Raw genomic sequence first — 19,079 nt, 5'->3', positions numbered from 1 at the left:
CGGATCAGTACGCGGGAACGGCCGGTGCGACACCGGTCTTTTCGTACTCGGCGAGGATGTCGATGCGGCGCTGGTGGCGCTCTTCATCGGACCACTCGGCCGCGAGGAAGGCATCGACGATGGCGAGTGCTTCCTCGGTGGAATGCATGCGGCCGCCGATGCCGATCAGCTGAGCATTGTTGTGCTCACGCGCCAGCTTCGCGGTCTCGACGCTCCAGGCCAGAGCGCAGCGGGCGCCGGGCACCTTGTTCGCGGCGATCTGCTCACCGTTGCCGCTGCCGCCGAAGACGAGCCCGAGGCTGCCGGGGTCGGCGACGGTGCGGCGGGCCGCCTCGATGCAGAACGCGGGGTAGTCGTCGACAGCGTCGTATTCGAGGGCGCCGCAATCGACGGCCTCGTGGCCCGCCTGCTCCAGATGGGCCTTGACGAGATTCTTCAGTTCGAAACCGGCATGGTCGGCACCCAGGTATACGCGCATGGCAGCGATTGTGTCAGGCCGCTTCGGCGGGGTCGCGAGAGGGATCGGGAGACGACACGGCACGGGTCGACACCCGCACCGCCCTCCCCCGAAACCAATTCGTGCACGATGCGCGCCGGCGCCGATGGTCGCCCGACACCGCATACGGCAAGCCCATCCGGCCGACTGGACAGAGTAGCTTCCCATGCCCAACGATCCTCGGCCACAGGCTGATCCAGCGCCCGAGCCGGGCCGGCCACCGATCGAGGCCCACCGGTCGACGGAACCGATGGCCGGACCCGCCGACCGGATTCTGAATAGAGTTCTTCCCATGCAGCCGCACGAACCCCAGCAGGCAGGCCCGCCGGACGACCCCTACACCCCGCAGCAGGCCGGGTGGGCACAGGCTCAGGACCTGAACGCGGCACCCTACGGCTCGACGCAGTATCCGCCGCTGCCCAATCCCTATCCGGGCGTGCCCTACCCCACCGGTCCTTATCCCACGGCTCCCTACGGCCCCGCACCGTACGGCGGGGCCCCGATGCCGCCCGCGGTGCCGCCGCAACAGCAGCCGCGCGGGCTGTCGCCCTTCGGGATGCCGGCTCGGCACAGCTGGGAGATTCCGCTGCTGGTCGTCGTCGTCATGCTCACCGTTGTCACGTTCATGTTCGCGATCCTGTTCGCGGCGCTCGGCACCATCAACCAGTACATCCTGTTGTTTCTCGCCGCGCCGCTACTGGTGTGGCTGGTGCGCGGTCAGACCTTCGCGAGTCTGCGGGTCAACGGCGTCAAGATGTCGCCGACCCAATTTCCCGAGGGCTATCGGATGGTGGTCGAGGCGGCAGCCAGATTCGGTATGAAGAAGGTGCCCGACGCCTACGTGCTGCTCGGCAACGGCCAGATCAACGCCTTCGCCTCCGGGCACGGATTTCGCCGCTTCGTCACGGTCTACAGCGATCTCTTCGAAGTCGGCGGGGCGGCGCGGGAACCCGATGCGCTGGCCTTCATCATCGGCCATGAGGTCGGGCATATCGCCGCGGGCCATGTGTCCTATTGGCGGCAGCTCGGCATGTACCTGGTGCCGTTCCTGCCGATCCTCGGCAGCTCGCTGATCCGCGCACAGGAGTACACCGCCGACAATCACGGCTACTGCTACCGGCACCTCGGCGCGCCGACGGCCATGGGCACCCTCGCCGCGGGCAAGTACATGAACACCCTCGTCGGCTACGACGAGATGGCCGACCGGGCGGCGGTCGAGAAGGGCTTCTTCATCTGGATCGTCAACGCCATGTCCTCGCACCCGGTGCTGACCTGGCGCATGTGGGCGCTGCGTGATCGCAGCAGGCACGGCAATATGTTCCTGCGTCCGAGTCGACCCGCGGGCGCTCCCCCGGCGGCCAACTACCCGAGCAGCTACGGCGAAGTCCCGGCGCTACCGCCGAAACCCGTGCCGTAACCGGGTGCGATCGGTGGCATCGCATGCTGCGCTGCCACCGATCGACGGCGAGCAGCTCGTCTAGTCGAAGGCGGGGTCTTCGGTGCGGGTGCGCTTGAGCTCGAAGAAGTGCGGGTAGGACGCCAACGCGACCGCGCCGTCCCAGAGCTTGCCCGCCTCCTCGCCGCGCGGGATCCGGGAAAGCACCGGGCCGAAGAAGGCGTTGCCGTTGATGTGAATCGTCGGGGTGCCGACGTCGGGGCCGACCTTGTCCATGCCCTCGTGGTGGCTCTTGCGCAGCGCCTCGTCGTAGTCGGTGCTTTCTGCGGCCTCGGCCAGCTCGGCGGGCAGGCCGACCTCGGCGAGCGAATCGGCGATCACGGCGGCGAGGAATTCCGCCTGCGATTCCCGCTCGTACTCCGCGCGCCGGTTGTGGATGCGTGATCCCATGGCGGCATAGAGCGGCGCGAGCACCTTGTCGCCGTGCTCCTGCGCCGCGGCAATCGCGACCCGGACCGGGCCCCAGCCGGTGGCGAGCAATTCCTTGTACTGCTCCGGCAAACCATCCCGGCCCTCGTTCAGCACCGACAGACTCATGACGTGGAATCGGACCTCGATATCGCGCACCTGCTCGACCTCGAGGATCCAGCGCGAGGTGATCCAGCACCATGGGCACAGCGGGTCGAACCAGAAGTCGGCAACATCCTTTTCGGCGCTCACAGGTCGCTTCCTCTCGATCGCATGCTCGTAGCGCGGCGGAAATTCGCCTCGCCGCCATTTGGGCCAACCACCCGATCGCGCGATTCGTTCCCGACTTCGGGTCCATTTTTCCGGTGGGTCGTTTTCGAGAACGACGACGACCTGTCCCAGTAGGGTGAAAGCGCAGGAGTCCGGTTCCCTCTCGACAAGGAGTCCGCAATGACCTCTGATCGGCGTTTCGTCATCGTCGGCGGCGGGCTGGCCGCGGCCAAGCTCGCGGAAGCGCTGCGAGACAACGATTTCGATGGGGCCGTCACAGTGATCGCCGCCGAGGAGCACCTGCCTTACGAACGACCACCGCTGTCGAAAGAACATCTGGCAGGCAAGAAAGCGCTCGCCGATTTCACCGTGGATCCGGCGCAGTGGTACCGCGACCACCACATCGATCTGCGGCTCGGCACCACCGTCACCGCGATCGATCCGGTGGCGAAGACCGTCACGCTGCCGGACGATTCGACACTGCCCTACACCAAGCTGGCATTGGCGACCGGTTCGACGCCACGTCGGGTGGCGATTCCGGGGGCCGAAGCCCCCAACGTCTACACATTGCGCACCATCGCCGACTCCGACACCCTCATCGACCTCTTCGGCAAGGCCCGCAGGATTGTGATCATCGGCGCGGGCTGGATCGGGCTGGAGGTGGCCGCCGCGGCGCGCGCGGCCCAGGTCGAGGTGACGATTGTCGAAACCGCCGAGTTGCCGTTGCTCGGGGCGCTCGGACCGGAGATGGGCGCGGCGTTCGCGGATCTGCACCGGGCGCACGGAGTCGATTTCCGCTTCGACACTCAGGTCACCGAGATCGTCACGCACGACGAGACAGCCACGGGGGTACGGCTCGGCGACGGCAGCGTTGTGGATGCCGACGCGGTGCTGGTCGCGGTCGGCGCCCGGCCGAACATCGAACTGGCCGCCGATGCCGGGCTCGCCGTCGACGGCGGGGTGCTCGTCGATGCGAGCCTCGCCACCAGCGACCCGGATATCGTCGCCGTCGGTGATATCGCCGAGCAGCAGCACCCTGTGCTCGGGCGCCGAATTCGGGTGGAGCACTGGGCGACTGCGCTCAACCAGCCCGCCGTCGCGGCCGCGACCATGCTCGGCAAGTCCGCGTCCTACGACCGCATGCCCTACTTCTTCACCGATCAATACGACCTCGGCATGGAGTACACCGGGTACGCCGCACCCGGCGACTACGCGCGCGTGGTGGTGCGCGGCGATCTGGCGAAGCGCGAGTTCGTCGCGTTCTGGCTCGATGCCGACAACCGGGTGCTCGCCGGGATGAACGTCAATGTCTGGGATGTGACCGAACGGATCAAGGACCTGATCGGCGAACAGGTCGACCCGGAACGGCTCGCCGACACCTCCACGCCCCTCTGACCAATTCTTGTGATGCGAATCACATTTCGAACACCCAGAATATGTCGAACCGGGACCGCGGGCTCCGACCTCACCTCGAGAGCGTCGCATGGACGCACCGAACGGCAAGGAGCCGTGCCATGAAGTACATGCTGCTGAAGACCTACAGCCCCGCCGCCCACTGCGACACCCCGATCACCGAGTGGACGCCCGAGGAGATCCAGGCGCACATCGACTTCCAGCGGATGCTCGGCGAGGAGCTGGCCAAGTCCGGCGAGCTCGTCGACGCGCAGGGCCTGGCCGGACCCGACCAGGCGCAGCTGGTCAGCTCGGACGGGCGGTCCGCGCCGGTGATCACCGACGGACCGTTCCCGGAGACCAAAGAGTTCCTGGCCGGGTATTGGATTGTCGACGTGGACAGCCCCGAGCGCGCAGTGGAGATCGCCGCAAAAGCATCGGCAGCCCCCGGCCCCGGAGGCAAGCCGATCGGCGAGCACATCGAGGTGCGTGCGGTGATGGGCGCTCCTGCCAGCGAGCAGTGACCGGACCCGGCGCGGCGGCCGTCCGGATCAGCGTTGCACTAGAACCCCGCGGCGCAGACGGCACCACCCAGCGCCGAAACCGAACAACCCGACGCCAGAACCGCACGACGGGCCGAGCCGGCGACACCACCGAAAACCCCGACGCCAGGACCGCATGACCAGCCGAGCCGGGAACACCACCGCTCGGCTCACCACAGCGACTGGCGAGGGCACTTCACATCGTTGCGCACCTACCAGGCGGACAGGTGCGCTGTGATCTTGTCCCACATCGTCGCGTCGCGGACAATCGCACAGTGACCGGAACACTGCCTGTCGGCACGGAGGATCTGTTGCGCGAACTCGCACCGCAGGTCCTCGGCGTCCTGGTGCGCCGATTCGGTGACTTCGACACTGCTGAGGACGCGCTGCAGGAGGCCATGATCGCGGCGGCGACGCAATGGCCGACCGAGGGACTGCCGGACAACCCGCGCGGCTGGCTCATCCAGGTGGCACAGCGCCGGATGACCGACGTGGTGCGCGCCGAGGTGACCCGGCGGCGCAGGGAGACAACGGTTTTCGAGCGAGACGTGTCCGGCGCGGAAGCAGTCGATCGCGATGACACGCTTGCCATGTTCTTCCTGTGCTGCCATCCGGCACTATCCTCCGCGAGCGCGATCGCCCTGACGCTGCGCGCCGTCGGGGGTCTCACAACGAGCGAGATCGCCCACGCCTTCCTGTTGCCGGAGACCACTATGGCGCAACGTATCTCGCGCGCCAAGAAGCGGTTGTCCACTGTCGATCGCCCCTTCGCGCGACCGGGCGACGCCGAATGGCGGGAACGGCTCGGCGTGGTGCTGCACGTGCTCTATCTGATCTTCAGCGAAGGCCACACCACCAGCTCGGGTCCGCATCTGCATCGCACCGATCTGTCCACCGAGGCGATTCGCCTGAGCAGGTCCATCCATCGGCTGCTGCCCGAGGACACCGAGGTCACCGGCTTACTCGCGCTGATGTTGCTCACCGACGCCCGCCGCGCCGCGCGCACCGGGGCGCATGGCGAACTGATTCCCCTCACCGAGCAGAATCGCGCGCTGTGGGACCGCGCGGCGATCACCGAAGGTATGACGCTGACGACCAGCACCCTCGCACGTGGCCTCACGGGCCCCTACCAACTCCAGGCCGCGATTGCCGTCCTGCACGCCGAGGCCTTACGCCCCGAGGACACCGACTGGCCCCGAATCCTCGTGCTCTACAACATGATCGAACGCATGGCCCCGAATCCGATGGTGACCCTCAACCGCGCCGTCGCGACCGCCATGGTGCACGGCCCCACCGCCGGTCTCGAACTGGCCGACACCCTCGACGACCAACTGGCGGGCAACCACCGGCTCGACGCCGTCCGTGGCCACCTCTACGAAATGGCAGGCGATGTCGACGCCGCCATCACCTCGTACACCGCCGCAGCGGGCCGCACCACCAGCACCCCCGAGCGCGACTACCTGACCATCCGCGCCGCCCGACTCCGCCGCATGCCTCCAGAGCACTGACCGGCCGAACTCGTCGGCATCATGATCGGCTCGTCGACTTCCCGCCTCTCGACCTATCAGCGGCGTCGGTTCCCGACGGGTGCGGAACACCTATCAGAAGGCAAGCGCGAACGCGGCTCTGCGATGCGGGGGCCGCAACCGCCGTGTCCGACCGGAGCGTCCCGACAGTGCAGGGCAGACTGCTTGCTGTGGCAGGCAAATACAGCGCGGGAATTCTCTTGTTCCGCCGGACCTCGGGCGAAACCGAGGTCCTCATCGGACATATGGGTGGACCGTTCTGGGCGCGTAAAGACAACGGCGCCTGGTCGATTCCGAAAGGCGAGTACGAACCGGACACCGAGGACGCCGCTGCTGCGGCGCGTCGCGAGTTCACCGAGGAGCTCGGTCTGCCTGTGCCGGACGGTGAGTGGATACCGCTGGGTGAAGTGCGCTACGGCAGCGGCAAGAGCGCAAAGAACCTCACCGTGTGGGCGATCGAGGCGGACCTGGATCCGGCACAGGTGGTGCCGGGAACATTCGAGATGGAGTGGCCACCACGTTCCGGTCGGATGGCACTGTTCCCGGAAATCGACCGCGCGGCATGGTTCGACCTTGCCACCGCACAGGACAAACTGGGCACCGGCCAGCGGCCGTATGTGGACCGCCTTGCCGAACATCTCACCGGCCCACCGGCCTGAGCAGACACCTGCACACCCATCCCACCGTTCACCACGGAACTGAACGGCGCCCGCCCGCGCCGCAACTGCGCGCTACGCGCTACGCGCTCCAGGTCTTTCCGGTGATCAACTCATAGGCCTGCATATAGCGCTGCCGGGTCGCTTCGACGATGTCGGCGGGGATTTCCGGGCCGGGTGGCTCCTTGTCCCAGCCGGTCGAGGTGGACCAGTCCCGGACGAACTGCTTGTCGAAGGAGCGCTGCGGGCGGCCCGGCTCCCACTCGGCGGCAGGCCAGAAGCGCGACGAGTCCGACGTGAGCACCTCGTCGCCGAGCGTCAGCGTTTCACCGTCCCAGCCGAATTCGACCTTGGTATCGGCGACGATGACACCGCGCTCGGCCGCGTGCGCCGCGCCGCGGGAGTACAGGTCCAGGGTCAGATCGCGCAGCCGCTCGGCGACCTCGCGGCCCTCCTGATTCACGACATCGTCGAAGGTCATGAACTCGTCGTGACCGGTATCGGAGATCTTGGTGGTCGGAGTGAAGATCGGCTCGGGCAGCTTGTCGCCCTCGCGCAGACCCGCGGGCAGCCGCACGCCGGAAACCGCGCCGTCACGCTGGTACTCGCGCAGCCCCATGCCGACCAGGTAGCCGCGTGCGATGCATTCGACCTGCACCATCTTCAACGGCTTGACCCGGATGGCGCGACCTGCGAATTCGGCGGGCACATCGGTGGTGGACAGCACATGGTTGGGGATGTCGGCGAAGAACTCGAACCACCAGTTCGACAACTGGGTCAGCAGCTTGCCCTTGTCCGGGATGGGGGTGGGCAGCGACACGTCGTACACCGACACCCGGTCGGTGGCCACGAGCAGCAGGGTATCGCCGTCCTCGTAGAGGTCGCGCACCTTTCCCGCGTGGATGTGCTTCACGTCGCAGCTCCGATCCTGGTCGATAGGGTCTATGTGAAAAAGTCCCGCGCGGGCAACCTTACCGAGGTGGCATTGTGGTCACTGTCGTGCCTGCCCGGGCACAGTTCTTCGACCAACGAAGGAGACTCATGTCTGCACCCAACCTGACTCGTGACCAGGCGATCGAACGCGCCTCGACAGTGTCGGTCGAGAACTACCGCATCGAACTCGACCTGACCGACGGGGCGGGCAAACCGGGCGAGCAGACGTTCTCCTCCCGCACCACGGTCACCTTCACCGCCACCCCTGGTGCGAGCACCTTCATCGATATCGTGGCGCGCGGGGTCGGCTCGGCGGTCCTCAACGGCCGGCCGGTCGATGTCGCCGACTACGACGAGTCCACCGGGATCACGCTGACCGACCTCGCCGAGCGCAACGAGCTCGTGGTCGAGGCGGACTGCGAGTACTCCAACACCGGTGAGGGCCTGCACCGCTTCGTCGATCCGACCGACGACACCGTCTACCTGTACTCACAGTTCGAGACCGCCGACGCCAAGCGTATGTTCGCCTGCTTCGACCAGCCGGATCTCAAGGCCACCTTCGACATCTCGGTCACCGCGCCTGTCGACTGGAAGGTCATCTCCAACAGCGCTGTCGTGGAAACCCTTGCCGCCGACCCCGGTAAGCACATCTTCCGCACCACCCCGAAGATGAGCACCTACTTGGTGGCGCTGATCGCCGGACCGTACACCGCGTGGACCGATGTCTACACCGACGACCACGGCGCCATCCCGCTCGGCATCTACTGCCGCGCCTCGCTGGCCGAGTACATGGACGCCGACCGGCTCTTCACCGAGACCAAGCAGGGATTCGGCTTCTACCACAAGAACTTCGGCGTGCCGTATGCCTTCGGCAAGTACGACCAGCTGTTCGTGCCCGAATTCAACGCGGGCGCCATGGAGAACGCCGGCGCGGTGACCTTCCTGGAGGACTACGTCTTCCGGTCCAAGGTCACCCGCGCCTCCTACGAGCGGCGCGCGGAGACGGTGCTGCACGAAATGGCGCACATGTGGTTCGGCGACCTGGTCACCATGAAGTGGTGGGACGACCTGTGGCTCAACGAGTCGTTCGCGACCTTCGCCTCGGTGCTGTGCCAGTCCGACGCCACCGAATACACCAGTGCCTGGACCACGTTCGCGAATGTGGAGAAGTCCTGGGCCTACCGGCAGGACCAGCTGCCCTCCACCCACCCGATCGCCGCGGACATCCCCGATCTGGCGGCGGTCGAGGTGAACTTCGACGGCATCACCTACGCCAAGGGCGCGAGCGTGCTCAAGCAGCTCGTCGCATACGTCGGCCTCGAGCCGTTCCTGGCCGGGCTGCGCGCGTACTTCGCCGAACATGCCTACGGCAATGCCACTTTCGACGACCTGCTGCGGGCATTGGAGAAGTCGTCCGGCCGTAACCTGTCGACCTGGGGCACCCAGTGGCTCAAGACCACCGGCCTCAATATCCTGCGCCCGGACTTCGAAGTGGCCGCCGACGGTTCGTTCTCCTCGTTCGCGGTCGTCCAGGAAGGCGCGGCGCCCGGCGCGGGCGAGCGGCGCGTGCACCGTCTGGCCATCGGCGTCTACGACGACCAGGACGGAAAGCTGGTCCGCACCGAACGCATCGAAATCGACCTGGATGCCGCCGAGCGCACCGAGGTCCCCCAACTCGTCGGCGTTGCGCGCGGCAAGCTGGTGCTGGTCAACGACGACGACCTCACCTACTGCTCGGTGCGCCTCGACCCCGATTCGCTCGACGTGCTGGTGAACCGCATCGGCGATATCGCACAGCCACTCCCCCGCACCCTGGCGTGGTCGGCCGCGTGGGAAATGACACGGCAGGCCGAGATGCGGGCGCGCGACTTCGTCGCACTCGTCCAGCGCGGCATCGGAGCGGAGACCGAAATCGGTGTGGTGCAAAGGCTGCTGATGCAGGCCAACACCGCCATCGGCAGCTACGCCGATCCCACCTGGGCCGCGACCACCGGCTGGCCCGAGTTCGCCAACCGTCTGCTCGAGCTCGCCCGCGAGGCCGAGCCAAGCTCCGACCACCAACTCGCCTTCGTCAACGCACTCACCGGCGCCAAACTGTCCGCCTGGCATACCGAGGTGCTGGGCGAGGTGCTCGACGGCGATCCCGCCGAGGTCGGCCTCCCCGGCCTGACCGTCGACACCGACCTGCGCTGGCGGATCGTCACCGCACTCGCCGCCGCGGGCGAAATCGACGCCGACGGCACGGGCACCCCGGTGATCGACCAGGAACTGGCCAACGACCCGACCGCAGCAGGCAAGCGGCAGGCCGCCGCCGCCGCGACGGCGCGACCGATCGCCGAGGTGAAAGAGCAGGCCTGGGCGACGGTGATGGGCGACGATTCGGTCGCCAACATCACCGCTCGCTCGATTGTCGGCGGCTTCGCACCGGCCGGTCAGAACGAGCTGCTGACGCCCTATGTGGACCGGTACTTCGCCGAGGTCCCCGGTGTCTGGGAGCGGCGCTCCAGCGAGGTGGCGCAAACCGTGGTGATCGGCCTCTACCCGGCCTGGGCGATCAGCGCGGACGCCGTCGCCGCGGCCGATAAATTCCTTGCGGGCGATCACCCGCCCGCACTGCGCCGCCTGGTCACCGAAGGCAAAGCAGGCATCGAGCGCTCGCTGCGCGCCCGCGCGTTCGACGTCGAGTCGTAGAGACCAACGGCGGATCGGCGAAACGAGGCGTGCTCGTCCACCACAGCGGTGGGCGAGCACGCTCGTCGGGAGCAGCGTGGAGCTTCGCGAAATCGAGATATTTTTGGTCTTGGCCGATGAACTGCACTTCGGCAGGACAGCAGAGCGGCTCGGGGTATCCCCGGGACGCATCAGCCAGGTGATCAAACAGCTGGAAAGCCGGGTCGGCGCACCGTTGTTCGTGCGCACCAGCCGTCAGGTGACACCCACGCCGGTCGGACGTCAGCTGCGTGACGATCTGGCCCCCGGCTACCAGCGGATCAAACAGGCGATCGCCGAAGCGACCGCGAACGGGCACGGCATCACCGGGGTCTTGCGGGTCGGCTTCTCCGGCGCCTGGTGCGGCAACCTCATCGTCGCGGCGGGTAATCTGTTCCAGACGCGCTACCCCGCATGCAAAATTCAGATCCAAGAGGCGGCGCTCAACGACCGCTTCGGGCCGTTGCGTACTCGTGAGCTCGACCTTCAGCTCACCGAATTTCCTGCCGACGAACCTGATGTCACGACCGGCCCCGTCATCTTCTCTCATCCGCGCGCACTCACCGTTCCGGCGGCACATCCCCTTGCCGGTCGCGAATCGGTGTCTCTCGAGGACCTTGCGGACTACCCCCTGATCACGATCGACGGGCCGCCGCAGTATTTTCTCGACTTCCACCTGCCGCGCCGCACTCCCTTGGGCCGACCCATCCCGCGGGGCCCGGCGACCACGGCGTGGCAGGAAGTCCTCTCCCTCGTGAGCGCGGGTAAAGCGGTTTGCCCCACCTCCATTCACTCGGCCGACTACTACAGCCGCCCCGAACTCGCCTTCGTCCCTTTTCACGACGCCCCGACAATAGACTTCGGACTCACCTGGCTCACGTCGGCCGAGAATGTCTACATCCGAACCTTCGTTCAGACGATCCTGGAGGTCGCCGCGGACTTCCCCGGCGCGGTCGGCGCCGGACAGATCGTCAGCGGAACAGGTGGGCGTTAGCCGCTGCCCACCGAGCGAAGGTAGTGGCGGGAGCCCCGGTGATGTCGGCGACCGCGGTGGTCGGCTGTTGCGGATGCTCGACCATCATCTCGAGGCCGTCGACATACCATTCGGCGTACTCGCCCATGGTCGGCGTCAGCCGCTGGATCGCTTCTGCGCGTGACACTTTCACGAAGTCGATCGGGCCACCGATAGCTTCGGCGAGCTGCCGGACCCGGTCGGCTCTGGTCAGGGTTTCCGGGCCCGTGAGGTGGTGGATTCGGCCTTCGTGTCCGTCGGACAGCAGGATGGTGGCGGCCACTCGTGCGATGTCGTCCATGGTGATCGGGGCGTTCGCGGCCTCGGGGTAGGGCTCGCGGATCTCACCGGTCGAGCGGACCTGGTCCGCCCACATGAGGGTGTTCTCGGTGAATTCGCCGGCGTACAGGTGGGTCCAGTCGACTCCGGACTTCGCCACGGCGGTGGCGATCGGCTGCCATTCGGTGTGTTCGTCACCCGAGAGGTCGACGATGTGCCGGATGCCCGCATCCTTTGCCAGCGCGACGACCTCGTCCACGGTCTCGAGCACCGGGGCGAGGTACATCCGGTCCACACCGGCGAAGGCCGCGGGCAGCGACGAGACGCGGCGCAGGTAGCCGTCGGCGACCTCGACACCGGCGGGAAGTGCAGCGCGCCGCGGGTTGTTGGTCAGCGCCCGTACCTCCTCGGCCCCAGCGGCCAGCAGATGATCGACGACCATTCGGCCGATGTTCCCGGTCGCGCCGGTCACCAGAATCTTCATCTCCCTACTGTTCGCAGGTTGCCGGGCATCGCGCAAGGGGCACTTTCGCGGGCAGACACCGGGACGTGCCCACCCTCGTGATGAGCACGCCCCGTTCGTCTTTCGACTCAGCCGAGCTTGCGGCCGAGGAAGTCGCGGATCAGCGCGGCGATCTCGGGGCCGTGCGTCTCCAGTGCGAAGTGGCCCGCGTCCAGCAGGTGCAGTTCGGCATCGGGCAGGTCACGCAGGAAAGCGCGGGCGCCGTCGGGACCGAAGATCTCGTCGTGCTCGCCCCAGGCGATCAGGACCGGCGGCCGGTGTTCGGCGAAGTACTTCTGGAAATCCGGGTAGCCGTCGAGGTTGAGCTTGTAATCCGCGAACAGCTGGAGCTGGATCTCCTTGTTGCCGGCGCGATCCAGGTAGTGCTGATCCAGAGTCCAGGTGTCGGGGCTGACCAGCGCCAGCCGGTCGGCCGGAACACCATGCGTGTACTGCCATTTCGTCGCGTCGAGATCGAGCAGCTTGCGCACGGCGGGTTCGTGGGTGGCCCGGTCGTTGGCGTGCGCGAAGAGCACCTCCCAGAACGGCGTGAAACCCTCCAGGTAGGCATTGCCGCTCTGGGTGATGATCGCGGTGACGCGCGCGGGGTTGCGGGAAGCGATCCGCAGCCCGATCGGAGCGCCGTAGTCCTGGATGTAGAGGGCGAACCGCTGGATGCCCAAGGTGTCCAGCAGTTCCAGGGTGATCTCGGTCAGCTTCTCGAAGCTGTAATCGAAGGCGAGCACCGACGGCATTGCCGACTGGCCGAAGCCGATATGGTCCGGCGCGATCAGATGGTAATCCGCAGCCAACTCGGGCAGCAGGTTGCGGAACATGGCCGAGCTGGTCGGAAAGCCGTGCAGCAGAACAAGTGTCGGCTTGGAAGGGTCGCCCGCTTCACGGTAGAAGACCGGCAGGCCCTGGATCTCGATGGTGTTGTGGCGAACGTTGGTCATGTCATTCTCCTGTTGGTGTGAACTGTTTCTGATCGGGAAGGGTCTATCGGTGGGTCAGCGGTCTCGACGACCTCGACCCGCGTGACCGGGTGCTCGGCGGCGCATTGGCCTCGGTGGCGCTCATGGATTTCCTCGGGTTCCGGCCGTCAGGCCGCGCTGGCGACTGGTTCGATTTCGGGCTTCCTGGTGGGGGTGAGCAGTAATGCCGCGGCCACACTGAAGGACAGCCCGAGTGCGAAATAGCCTCGGTAGCTGTCGGTTTGGGCGTGAATGAGACCGGCGACCGCTAGTCCCGCGGCGGCGGCGAGTTGGTGGATCACCCAGACGGGTGACAGTGTCCGCCCCATTCGAGCGGGGTCGAGACCACGCGAGATGACGGCCATCGTCAGTGGAACGATCGGGAAGGACGCCGCACCGAACAGCGCGGCAACCGCAATGAGCGCGGCCGGTGCGGTGGACGAAACAGCAAGTGTCAGTGCGACTATGCGCACGAGATAGAGATTGCGGAGCAAGGTCTCCTGTGAGTGTCGACGTTGCAGCCGAACCATGGCCGCGGAGGTGATCCCGGCGGTGAGCGCGGCCAAGGCCACCAGGCGTCCGGCCCCGACCACCGACCAGCCCGCCTCGACGGCGTGCTTGGGCAGCATCAAGATCACCACGTACAGGGTTGCCGAGTGCAGTCCGAACGACATCAGCACCTTGCCCCGGCCGGCCAGTGACTCCCCGCGCCTGGCAACGGTATTGGTGACTCGATCGGCGGGCAGGATGGCCCACAGGATTCCGGTGACCGCGAGCCCGACCGCACCGAGCAGGGCATAGGTCGCTCGGACGCCGACGGGTTCGAACAGCACGGTCGCCGCCCACGGCCCGAGCAGCTGACCCAGGTTGATGCCGACCGCCGCGCGGGTGAGGGCGGGCCCCACCTGGTTTCCGTGCGATCGCCCGATCAGCGTGGTGACCGTCAACGTGGACGAGGCCGCGAAGCCGAGCCCGCCGAGCAGCATGTAGGCGACAACGAATTCCCAGGTCTCACGCACTACCGCAAGTGCGAGGTAGCTGCCCGAGATGAGCGTGAGTCCGCCGATCAACACCACTGTGGAACCGACACGGTCGAGCAGCCTGCCGACGAACGGCTGAGCGAACCCTGTCACCGTGGTCCCCAATGCGGCAGCGATCGCCAGCACCGATGCGCTCACCCCGTAGGACGCGGCGGTCGGCGCGAAGAACACACCCATCGAGAAGTTCAAGCCGAACGACACGGTCATTGCCGCCAACCCGGCCCAAGCGACCTGTTCGTGTCGCATGCTCATCACTTCCTAACTACCTAAACATTGTTTAACGGTTATAGCAAGCGGTGCGAGACCACTTGTGCGGCAATATCAATACCCTCGTGACCGCCGCGTCACAGAACGCCAGGGCCGATGCGTGCCACGCCGCAGCTCAGCGCGGCCCAGTTCGGTCGCGGCGGTCCATCACTCGCAGCCGATACTCCCCCGCAGCTTCGCGTTCTCCCGTTCGAGCTCCGCGATCCGGTCCCGCAGCGATTGGACAGCGTCCAGGACTTCTTCGCGCGGATACAGCTCAGGGATGTGCTGACGGCAGTTCCAGTCGAACGCCTCGACCTGGATCAACACCGCTCGCTCCACGTGCGCCTGGTAGCCGTCGACAGCCAGCGCCGCCATCAGCTCCGGATCGTCCACCGCCTCGATAGTTTTGGCCCGTCCGAAGATCTTCATCCGAGCCTTGGCCGAGTAGTCCATCAGGAACAGCGCCACCCGGTCGTCATGATCGAGATTGCCGCGACTGATGTACTGCCGGTTGCCACGGAAGTCGGCAAACCCGAGCGTCGACGAGTCGATGACCTTCAGAAACCCCCTCGGACCGCCCCGATGCTGGATATAGGGCCAGCCCGTCTCGCCGACCGTGGCCAGGTAGAAGCTGTCGCGCTCCCCGATGAACCACGCCTCGTCCTGACCGATCCGGTCGGCCACCGCGGGCACCTCGGCCATCCGCTCGTAACTGCGCAGGCTGCCGTGCTTGCGCTGATGCTCACGGACGGCCGGGGTGAACGCCACCTGTGCGTAATGCCCGGTCATCTCGACGACTTTCGCTGCGGACGAATCTTTGACATGTCCGGATTCCCTTCTCGGAAGCGGTTATTCGCGCGCGTTCAGCACGGACTCGCCGCAGCGGCCGACGCTAGCTCGCGCGCTCGATCTTGACGGCGAGTGCGGTGAGCAGGCCCTGCAGCAGCTCGATGGTGGTCTCGTCGACGAGGTTGCCCTCGTCGTCGAAACGCTCGTGTGAGCGGAAGGCGATCACCTCGGGCTTCACCACGACGTCGCTCTCGGTCCACACGAACACCTGACGCAGCGCGAGTTGCGCACGCACCGAACCGAAGTTGGTCGGCGCGGCCCCGAGGATCGCGACCGGCTTGCGCAGCAGCGGCAGCCCCTCGGTCTTGGTCCAGTCGGTGCTGACCCAGTCGATGGCGTTCTTCAGCACACCGGGGATGGAGTAATTGAACTCCGGTGTGGCGATCAGCAGACCATCCGCCTCGTTGATCCGCCTGCGCAGATCCGCGACTACGGCGGGCCGGTTCTGCGGACCGTCCAGATCCATGTCGTACGGCGGGATTTCGCGAAGTCCCTCGTAGATCTCGATATCCAGGCCGGTGTTGAACTTCTGCGCCGCGCGCAGCAGCGCGGTGTTGTGCGAGTCGGCGCGCAGGCTGCCGGAGATGGCAAGGATCTTGAAGGCGGTCATTGTCATTCCTTGTTGTTCGTACTTGGTCGAAAACAGCAGGCGCGCTGGGTCTCGCCTCGTGAGCAAGGCCCAGCGGGCCGATGGTCAGTGCTGGTGGTGGCGCACGACCGGCCAGTCGATATCGGTGTCGACGGCCTTGTTCAGGTAGTTGGTGAACACATTGAGCGCAACGCCTGCGATGACTTCGGTGATCTCACCATCGGTCAGACCGGCGGCCGTCGCGGCTTTCAGGTCGGCCTCGTCGACACCGCCGCGGGTGCGGACCACCGCGGTGGCGAAGGCCAGCACGGCTTCGGCTTTCGGATCGGCGGACCGGCCGCGCCTGCTGCGCTCGATCTCTTCGGCGTCGAGCTCGGCGATGTTGGCGCCGATGTAGGTGTGCGCCGAGAGGCAGTAGTCACAGCCGTTTTCCTCGGCCACCAGCAGCGCGATCCGCTCCCGGGTCGCGGCGGAGAGCTCACCGCCGGCCAGAGCACCGGAGAAGCCGAGGTAGGCCTCGAGCACGGCGGGGCTGTTGGCCATCGCCCTGGTCATGTTGGGGGTGACACCGAGCGCTTGCTGCACGCGTGCGAGCAGGGTGGCGGCCGCACCAGCGGCGACATCGGACTGGATGAGCGGCAAACGGGACATGAGGAAACCTTTCGCCGAAGCAGAGGCGGGGTGATGACCGGTTGAGCAACAAACGCAGGACTAACCGTTCATGATTATGTTAAAGGTTAGAACCATCCCGTTGATTCCCATTCCGTAGAAGTTTTTTTTCGCACGTGTGGCCGTTCGGCCGACATCCATGAATCTAGGGCGCACAGCGACCCCGCCCTGCGGACCCGAGACGCCGCGATGCGGACCGAACACGACACGGGGCACCGAGCAGAACGCCATACGACCCCGCAACCCCAGGGCAGGTCCGACCCGACCGACCGGGATGCGGACTTTTCACGCCAGATATCCCGGATCAGCTGCCCCGGCGGGGCCGGATATGCTCACGCCGGTGATAGCCGGCACGGTGTCGACCCAGTTGACTCGACTGCTTCGAACGACCGCCTTGCAGGCCGGTGTCGCACCGCAAGAACTCGCCCACCTGCCGGGGCTGACCCCGGAGTTGCTCGGTGATGACCTGATGCGGGTGCCGGTCGAAACAGCCTTCCGGATCTGGGAGCTGATCGGCGCCCGCGCCGGGCGGGGTTCCGGTTTGCGGGTAGCGGCAGGCGCGAACATCGGCAGCCTGCACGTCTGGGACTACCTGTTCACGTCAGGGGCCACCCTCGGCGCTGGTCTCCAGGCCGCATTCGACTTCCACGCCGCGATCACCGATCCCGCCGTCGGCGTGGAGGTGATCGATACCGGTCGGTTGCTCACCGTCCGCTACATCGGGATCGATCCCGACTACATCGTCGCGCCGACAGAAGAGTTCGTCCTTTCTTTGCTGCTGCGGCGGATCCGCGAGGCCACCGGCCGACCGCTCGTTCCGGTCCAGGTGACCTTCGGCCATCAGGCGGACGGGAGGTACCAGCACCTTATCGACGCATTCGATACCGGCCGTATCGACTTCGGCGCACAGCACAGCGAACTCACGTTCCTCGACGCCGGATCACTGCCCACCGGAGCCGACCCCCATCTCGGCCGCATCATTCGGCAGCACGCCGAGCTGACCATCGCCGCCGCCAAGACCGCGCCCGGCTGGCACGACAAGCTCCGCGCCGCCATGACCGACGCCCTGATCCGCGACCAGCTGAGCCTCGACGTCGTCGCGCACCAGCTGGCCATGAGCCCGCGCACGCTGCAACGCCGCCTCGGTGAGCAAGCCACCAGCTGGCGTGCAGAGGTCGAGGCCGTCCGGCACGCACACGCCACCGCACTGCTGCGCGATACCGGACTAACAATTCAGTCGGTGGCTGCTCGGCTCGGCTACACCGATGCCCGCGCGCTGCGCCGTGCCTTCCACCGGTGGACCGGTCAGAGTCCCGACGCCTTTCGCCGAGCGGTCGCGATGACCGCCGAGGCCTGACGAGGGCGAGATCAGCCGGAGGCGAGCCCATCGCGAACCGCCAACGGCGGCAACCTTTGTAGCTCGGCGTGATGCTGCAGAATCTCCTCGAGACCGGGCTGCGCCTGCGGTAGCGGGGCGGGTGTCCTCATCGAGCAGCGTGATGGAGTCGGCCGGCCTCGCAGTCGATGCGCGAGGTGTCGAAACAACTCGACGCGTCTGCGATATTCGCACCTGCGGACGCAGATCGGCAGCTCGGCGAACCGACCTCGATCCATCCCGAGATCTCGCACTACGCTCAGCACCAGACGCGCCGAGCTGGAGGCGACCGTGACGCATTCGCCGCGCGGGCCGCGGCGCGGGTCACGAGAATCGAACGTTCCGTGTCGGCGCGGAACGGGTGAGTCGTTCCGCGCCTTCAGGATTCAGCGACCGATGGCCGCGGCCATGACGCGGACCGCGGAGACGAGACCGTCGATGAGCTCGCCCTGGCGGAAGGAGCTCAGCGCTGCGGTCACGCCGAGCTGGCAGACGCGATCGTTGGCGCGGTCGGCGACATCGCTGCCGGAACGGACCTCGATCGCGCGATCGTTGGGCGAGACAGCGATGAGCACCGAAAGCGCCGCCTCGGGAGTCGTGGGGAAGATCGCGTCCACGCCTGCGGCCGGGTCCTCGCCCAGGTCGCCGATGTAGACGTTGAAGCGGACCTTGGTCGCCCTGGTCGCCTCGGTGAGCACATTGTCCACCGTCAGCCGCTCGTCATCGCTGAACGGTGCTTCCTTGAATACATCGCCCGCCTCGTGCACGCCGGAAACCCGGCCGCTCGTGGTGATGACGTACCCGTGCGGTAGATCGGCCTCGACCACCGCGGGCCAATTAGAACTTGCCACTTGCCCGGCCTCCGATCAGCTCCGCCTGTGCGGATTCGATAGCCGCATGGGAGCCATGCGGGGTCTCAGCGTGGTGACCCTGGGTGGTCACCTCGTCGGTAGCACTCCACAGCACCGGCGGCTGTGTCCACTTCTGACCGAGGTCGTAGTGGGCCGGCTTCTCGCCGGCCAGTGGCTTACCGAGAAACGACAATCCGGCGATCGCGCCGTAGATCACCAGCGGGATGCCGACGAAGATCAACACTGTCTCGAGAATGCTCACGGACCAACGGTAGACGATCGCGTGTAGTAGATCGCCTTCT

19 protein-coding genes are annotated in these 19,079 nt (G+C 66.5%); 8 read left to right on the top strand and 11 right to left on the bottom strand.

Annotation, left to right across the window (positions count from 1 at the left end; translation table 11 throughout):
- Positions 1 to 4 precede the first annotated feature (4 nt).
- Entirely contained in the window at positions 5 to 478 is a 474-nt protein-coding gene (locus OHQ90_RS13065) for a ribose-5-phosphate isomerase (protein ID WP_328410397.1), read from the bottom strand.
- A 310-nt stretch (positions 479 to 788) separates the two neighbouring features.
- Here OHQ90_RS13065 and OHQ90_RS13060 point away from each other — a divergent pair, with 310 nt between their 5' ends.
- The gene (locus OHQ90_RS13060; RefSeq protein WP_442941388.1) at positions 789 to 1,913 is read left to right on the top strand and encodes a M48 family metalloprotease; all 1,125 of its coding nucleotides are present in this window, start codon (positions 789 to 791) and stop codon (positions 1,911 to 1,913) included.
- Between the two features lie 60 nt (positions 1,914 to 1,973).
- On the opposite strand, the gene OHQ90_RS13055 is transcribed toward OHQ90_RS13060, so the two are convergent.
- A complete protein-coding gene (locus tag OHQ90_RS13055) occupies positions 1,974 to 2,612 on the bottom strand; it encodes a mycothiol-dependent nitroreductase Rv2466c family protein (protein WP_328410396.1) in 639 nt (212 codons plus the stop codon).
- Positions 2,613 to 2,810: 198 nt separating this feature from the next.
- Between OHQ90_RS13055 and OHQ90_RS13050 the strand changes: the two genes are divergently transcribed.
- The 4 genes from OHQ90_RS13050 to OHQ90_RS13035 all read left to right on the top strand — a co-directional run bounded on the left by OHQ90_RS13050 (position 2,811) and on the right by OHQ90_RS13035 (position 6,749).
- Positions 2,811 to 4,025, top strand: coding sequence for an NAD(P)/FAD-dependent oxidoreductase (locus OHQ90_RS13050; protein WP_328410394.1), 1,215 nt, complete (start codon positions 2,811 to 2,813; stop codon positions 4,023 to 4,025).
- A gap of 119 nt (positions 4,026 to 4,144) precedes the next feature.
- Entirely contained in the window at positions 4,145 to 4,546 is a 402-nt protein-coding gene (locus tag OHQ90_RS13045) for a YciI family protein (RefSeq protein ID WP_328410393.1), read from the top strand.
- Positions 4,547 to 4,839: 293 nt separating this feature from the next.
- Positions 4,840 to 6,072 (top strand): RNA polymerase sigma factor, encoded by a 1,233-nt coding sequence (locus OHQ90_RS13040; RefSeq protein WP_328410391.1) that lies wholly within the window; start codon positions 4,840 to 4,842, stop codon positions 6,070 to 6,072.
- Between the two features lie 188 nt (positions 6,073 to 6,260).
- Entirely contained in the window at positions 6,261 to 6,749 is a 489-nt protein-coding gene (locus tag OHQ90_RS13035) for an NUDIX domain-containing protein (RefSeq protein ID WP_328410389.1), read from the top strand.
- Between the two features lie 79 nt (positions 6,750 to 6,828).
- Here OHQ90_RS13035 and OHQ90_RS13030 read toward each other — a convergent pair whose 3' ends face one another.
- Positions 6,829 to 7,659 carry a phosphoribosylaminoimidazolesuccinocarboxamide synthase gene (locus tag OHQ90_RS13030; protein WP_328410387.1) on the bottom strand — a complete coding sequence of 277 codons (831 nt, stop codon included), beginning with the start codon at positions 7,657 to 7,659 and terminating at the stop codon, positions 6,829 to 6,831.
- A 128-nt stretch (positions 7,660 to 7,787) separates the two neighbouring features.
- Here OHQ90_RS13030 and pepN point away from each other — a divergent pair, with 128 nt between their 5' ends.
- Together pepN and OHQ90_RS13020 are read left to right on the top strand one after the other, a co-directional pair.
- Positions 7,788 to 10,370 (top strand): aminopeptidase N, encoded by a 2,583-nt coding sequence (gene pepN / locus OHQ90_RS13025; RefSeq protein WP_328410385.1) that lies wholly within the window; start codon positions 7,788 to 7,790, stop codon positions 10,368 to 10,370.
- 76 nt (positions 10,371 to 10,446) lie between these two features.
- Positions 10,447 to 11,382 carry a LysR family transcriptional regulator gene (locus OHQ90_RS13020; RefSeq protein ID WP_328410383.1) on the top strand — a complete coding sequence of 312 codons (936 nt, stop codon included), beginning with the start codon at positions 10,447 to 10,449 and terminating at the stop codon, positions 11,380 to 11,382.
- Here the strand turns inward: OHQ90_RS13020 and OHQ90_RS13015 are convergent.
- The 6 genes from OHQ90_RS13015 to OHQ90_RS12990 all read right to left on the bottom strand — a co-directional run bounded on the left by OHQ90_RS13015 (position 11,360) and on the right by OHQ90_RS12990 (position 16,533).
- A complete protein-coding gene (locus tag OHQ90_RS13015) occupies positions 11,360 to 12,163 on the bottom strand; it encodes an NAD(P)H-binding protein (protein WP_328410382.1) in 804 nt (267 codons plus the stop codon). The two genes, OHQ90_RS13020 and OHQ90_RS13015, sit on opposite strands and share 23 nt — an antisense overlap.
- 107 nt (positions 12,164 to 12,270) lie before the next feature.
- On the bottom strand, positions 12,271 to 13,137 hold the full coding sequence (locus OHQ90_RS13010; RefSeq protein ID WP_328410380.1) for an alpha/beta fold hydrolase: 867 nt from the start codon (positions 13,135 to 13,137) through the stop codon (positions 12,271 to 12,273).
- 146 nt (positions 13,138 to 13,283) lie between these two features.
- Positions 13,284 to 14,447: an MFS transporter gene (locus OHQ90_RS13005; RefSeq protein WP_328410378.1), complete on the bottom strand. Its 1,164-nt coding sequence runs from the start codon at positions 14,445 to 14,447 to the stop codon at positions 13,284 to 13,286.
- 162 nt (positions 14,448 to 14,609) lie between these two features.
- The gene (locus OHQ90_RS13000) at positions 14,610 to 15,233 is read right to left on the bottom strand and encodes a pyridoxamine 5'-phosphate oxidase family protein (RefSeq protein ID WP_328410376.1); all 624 of its coding nucleotides are present in this window, start codon (positions 15,231 to 15,233) and stop codon (positions 14,610 to 14,612) included.
- Between the two features lie 103 nt (positions 15,234 to 15,336).
- A complete protein-coding gene (locus OHQ90_RS12995; protein WP_328410374.1) occupies positions 15,337 to 15,903 on the bottom strand; it encodes an NADPH-dependent FMN reductase in 567 nt (188 codons plus the stop codon).
- Between the two features lie 84 nt (positions 15,904 to 15,987).
- Positions 15,988 to 16,533, bottom strand: coding sequence for a carboxymuconolactone decarboxylase family protein (locus OHQ90_RS12990; protein ID WP_328410373.1), 546 nt, complete (start codon positions 16,531 to 16,533; stop codon positions 15,988 to 15,990).
- A gap of 358 nt (positions 16,534 to 16,891) precedes the next feature.
- On the opposite strand from OHQ90_RS12990, the gene OHQ90_RS12985 reads away from it, so the two are divergent.
- Entirely contained in the window at positions 16,892 to 17,908 is a 1,017-nt protein-coding gene (locus tag OHQ90_RS12985) for a helix-turn-helix domain-containing protein (RefSeq protein WP_328410371.1), read from the top strand.
- A gap of 404 nt (positions 17,909 to 18,312) precedes the next feature.
- On the opposite strand, the gene OHQ90_RS12980 is transcribed toward OHQ90_RS12985, so the two are convergent.
- Both OHQ90_RS12980 and ctaJ read right to left on the bottom strand, forming a co-directional pair.
- Entirely contained in the window at positions 18,313 to 18,777 is a 465-nt protein-coding gene (locus OHQ90_RS12980) for a DUF5130 domain-containing protein (RefSeq protein ID WP_328410369.1), read from the bottom strand.
- Complete coding sequence (ctaJ, locus tag OHQ90_RS12975) at positions 18,764 to 19,039, bottom strand: aa3-type cytochrome oxidase subunit CtaJ (RefSeq protein WP_328410368.1); 276 nt, start codon at positions 19,037 to 19,039, stop codon at positions 18,764 to 18,766. Before ctaJ ends, OHQ90_RS12980 begins: the two co-directional genes overlap by 14 nt.
- Positions 19,040 to 19,079 lie beyond the last annotated feature (40 nt).

Source organism: Nocardia sp. NBC_00403, assembly GCF_036046055.1.
Classification (GTDB): domain Bacteria; phylum Actinomycetota; class Actinomycetes; order Mycobacteriales; family Mycobacteriaceae; genus Nocardia.
The sequence above is the reverse complement of the archived record's forward strand: the minus strand, read 5'-3'. Positions and strand labels throughout refer to the sequence as shown.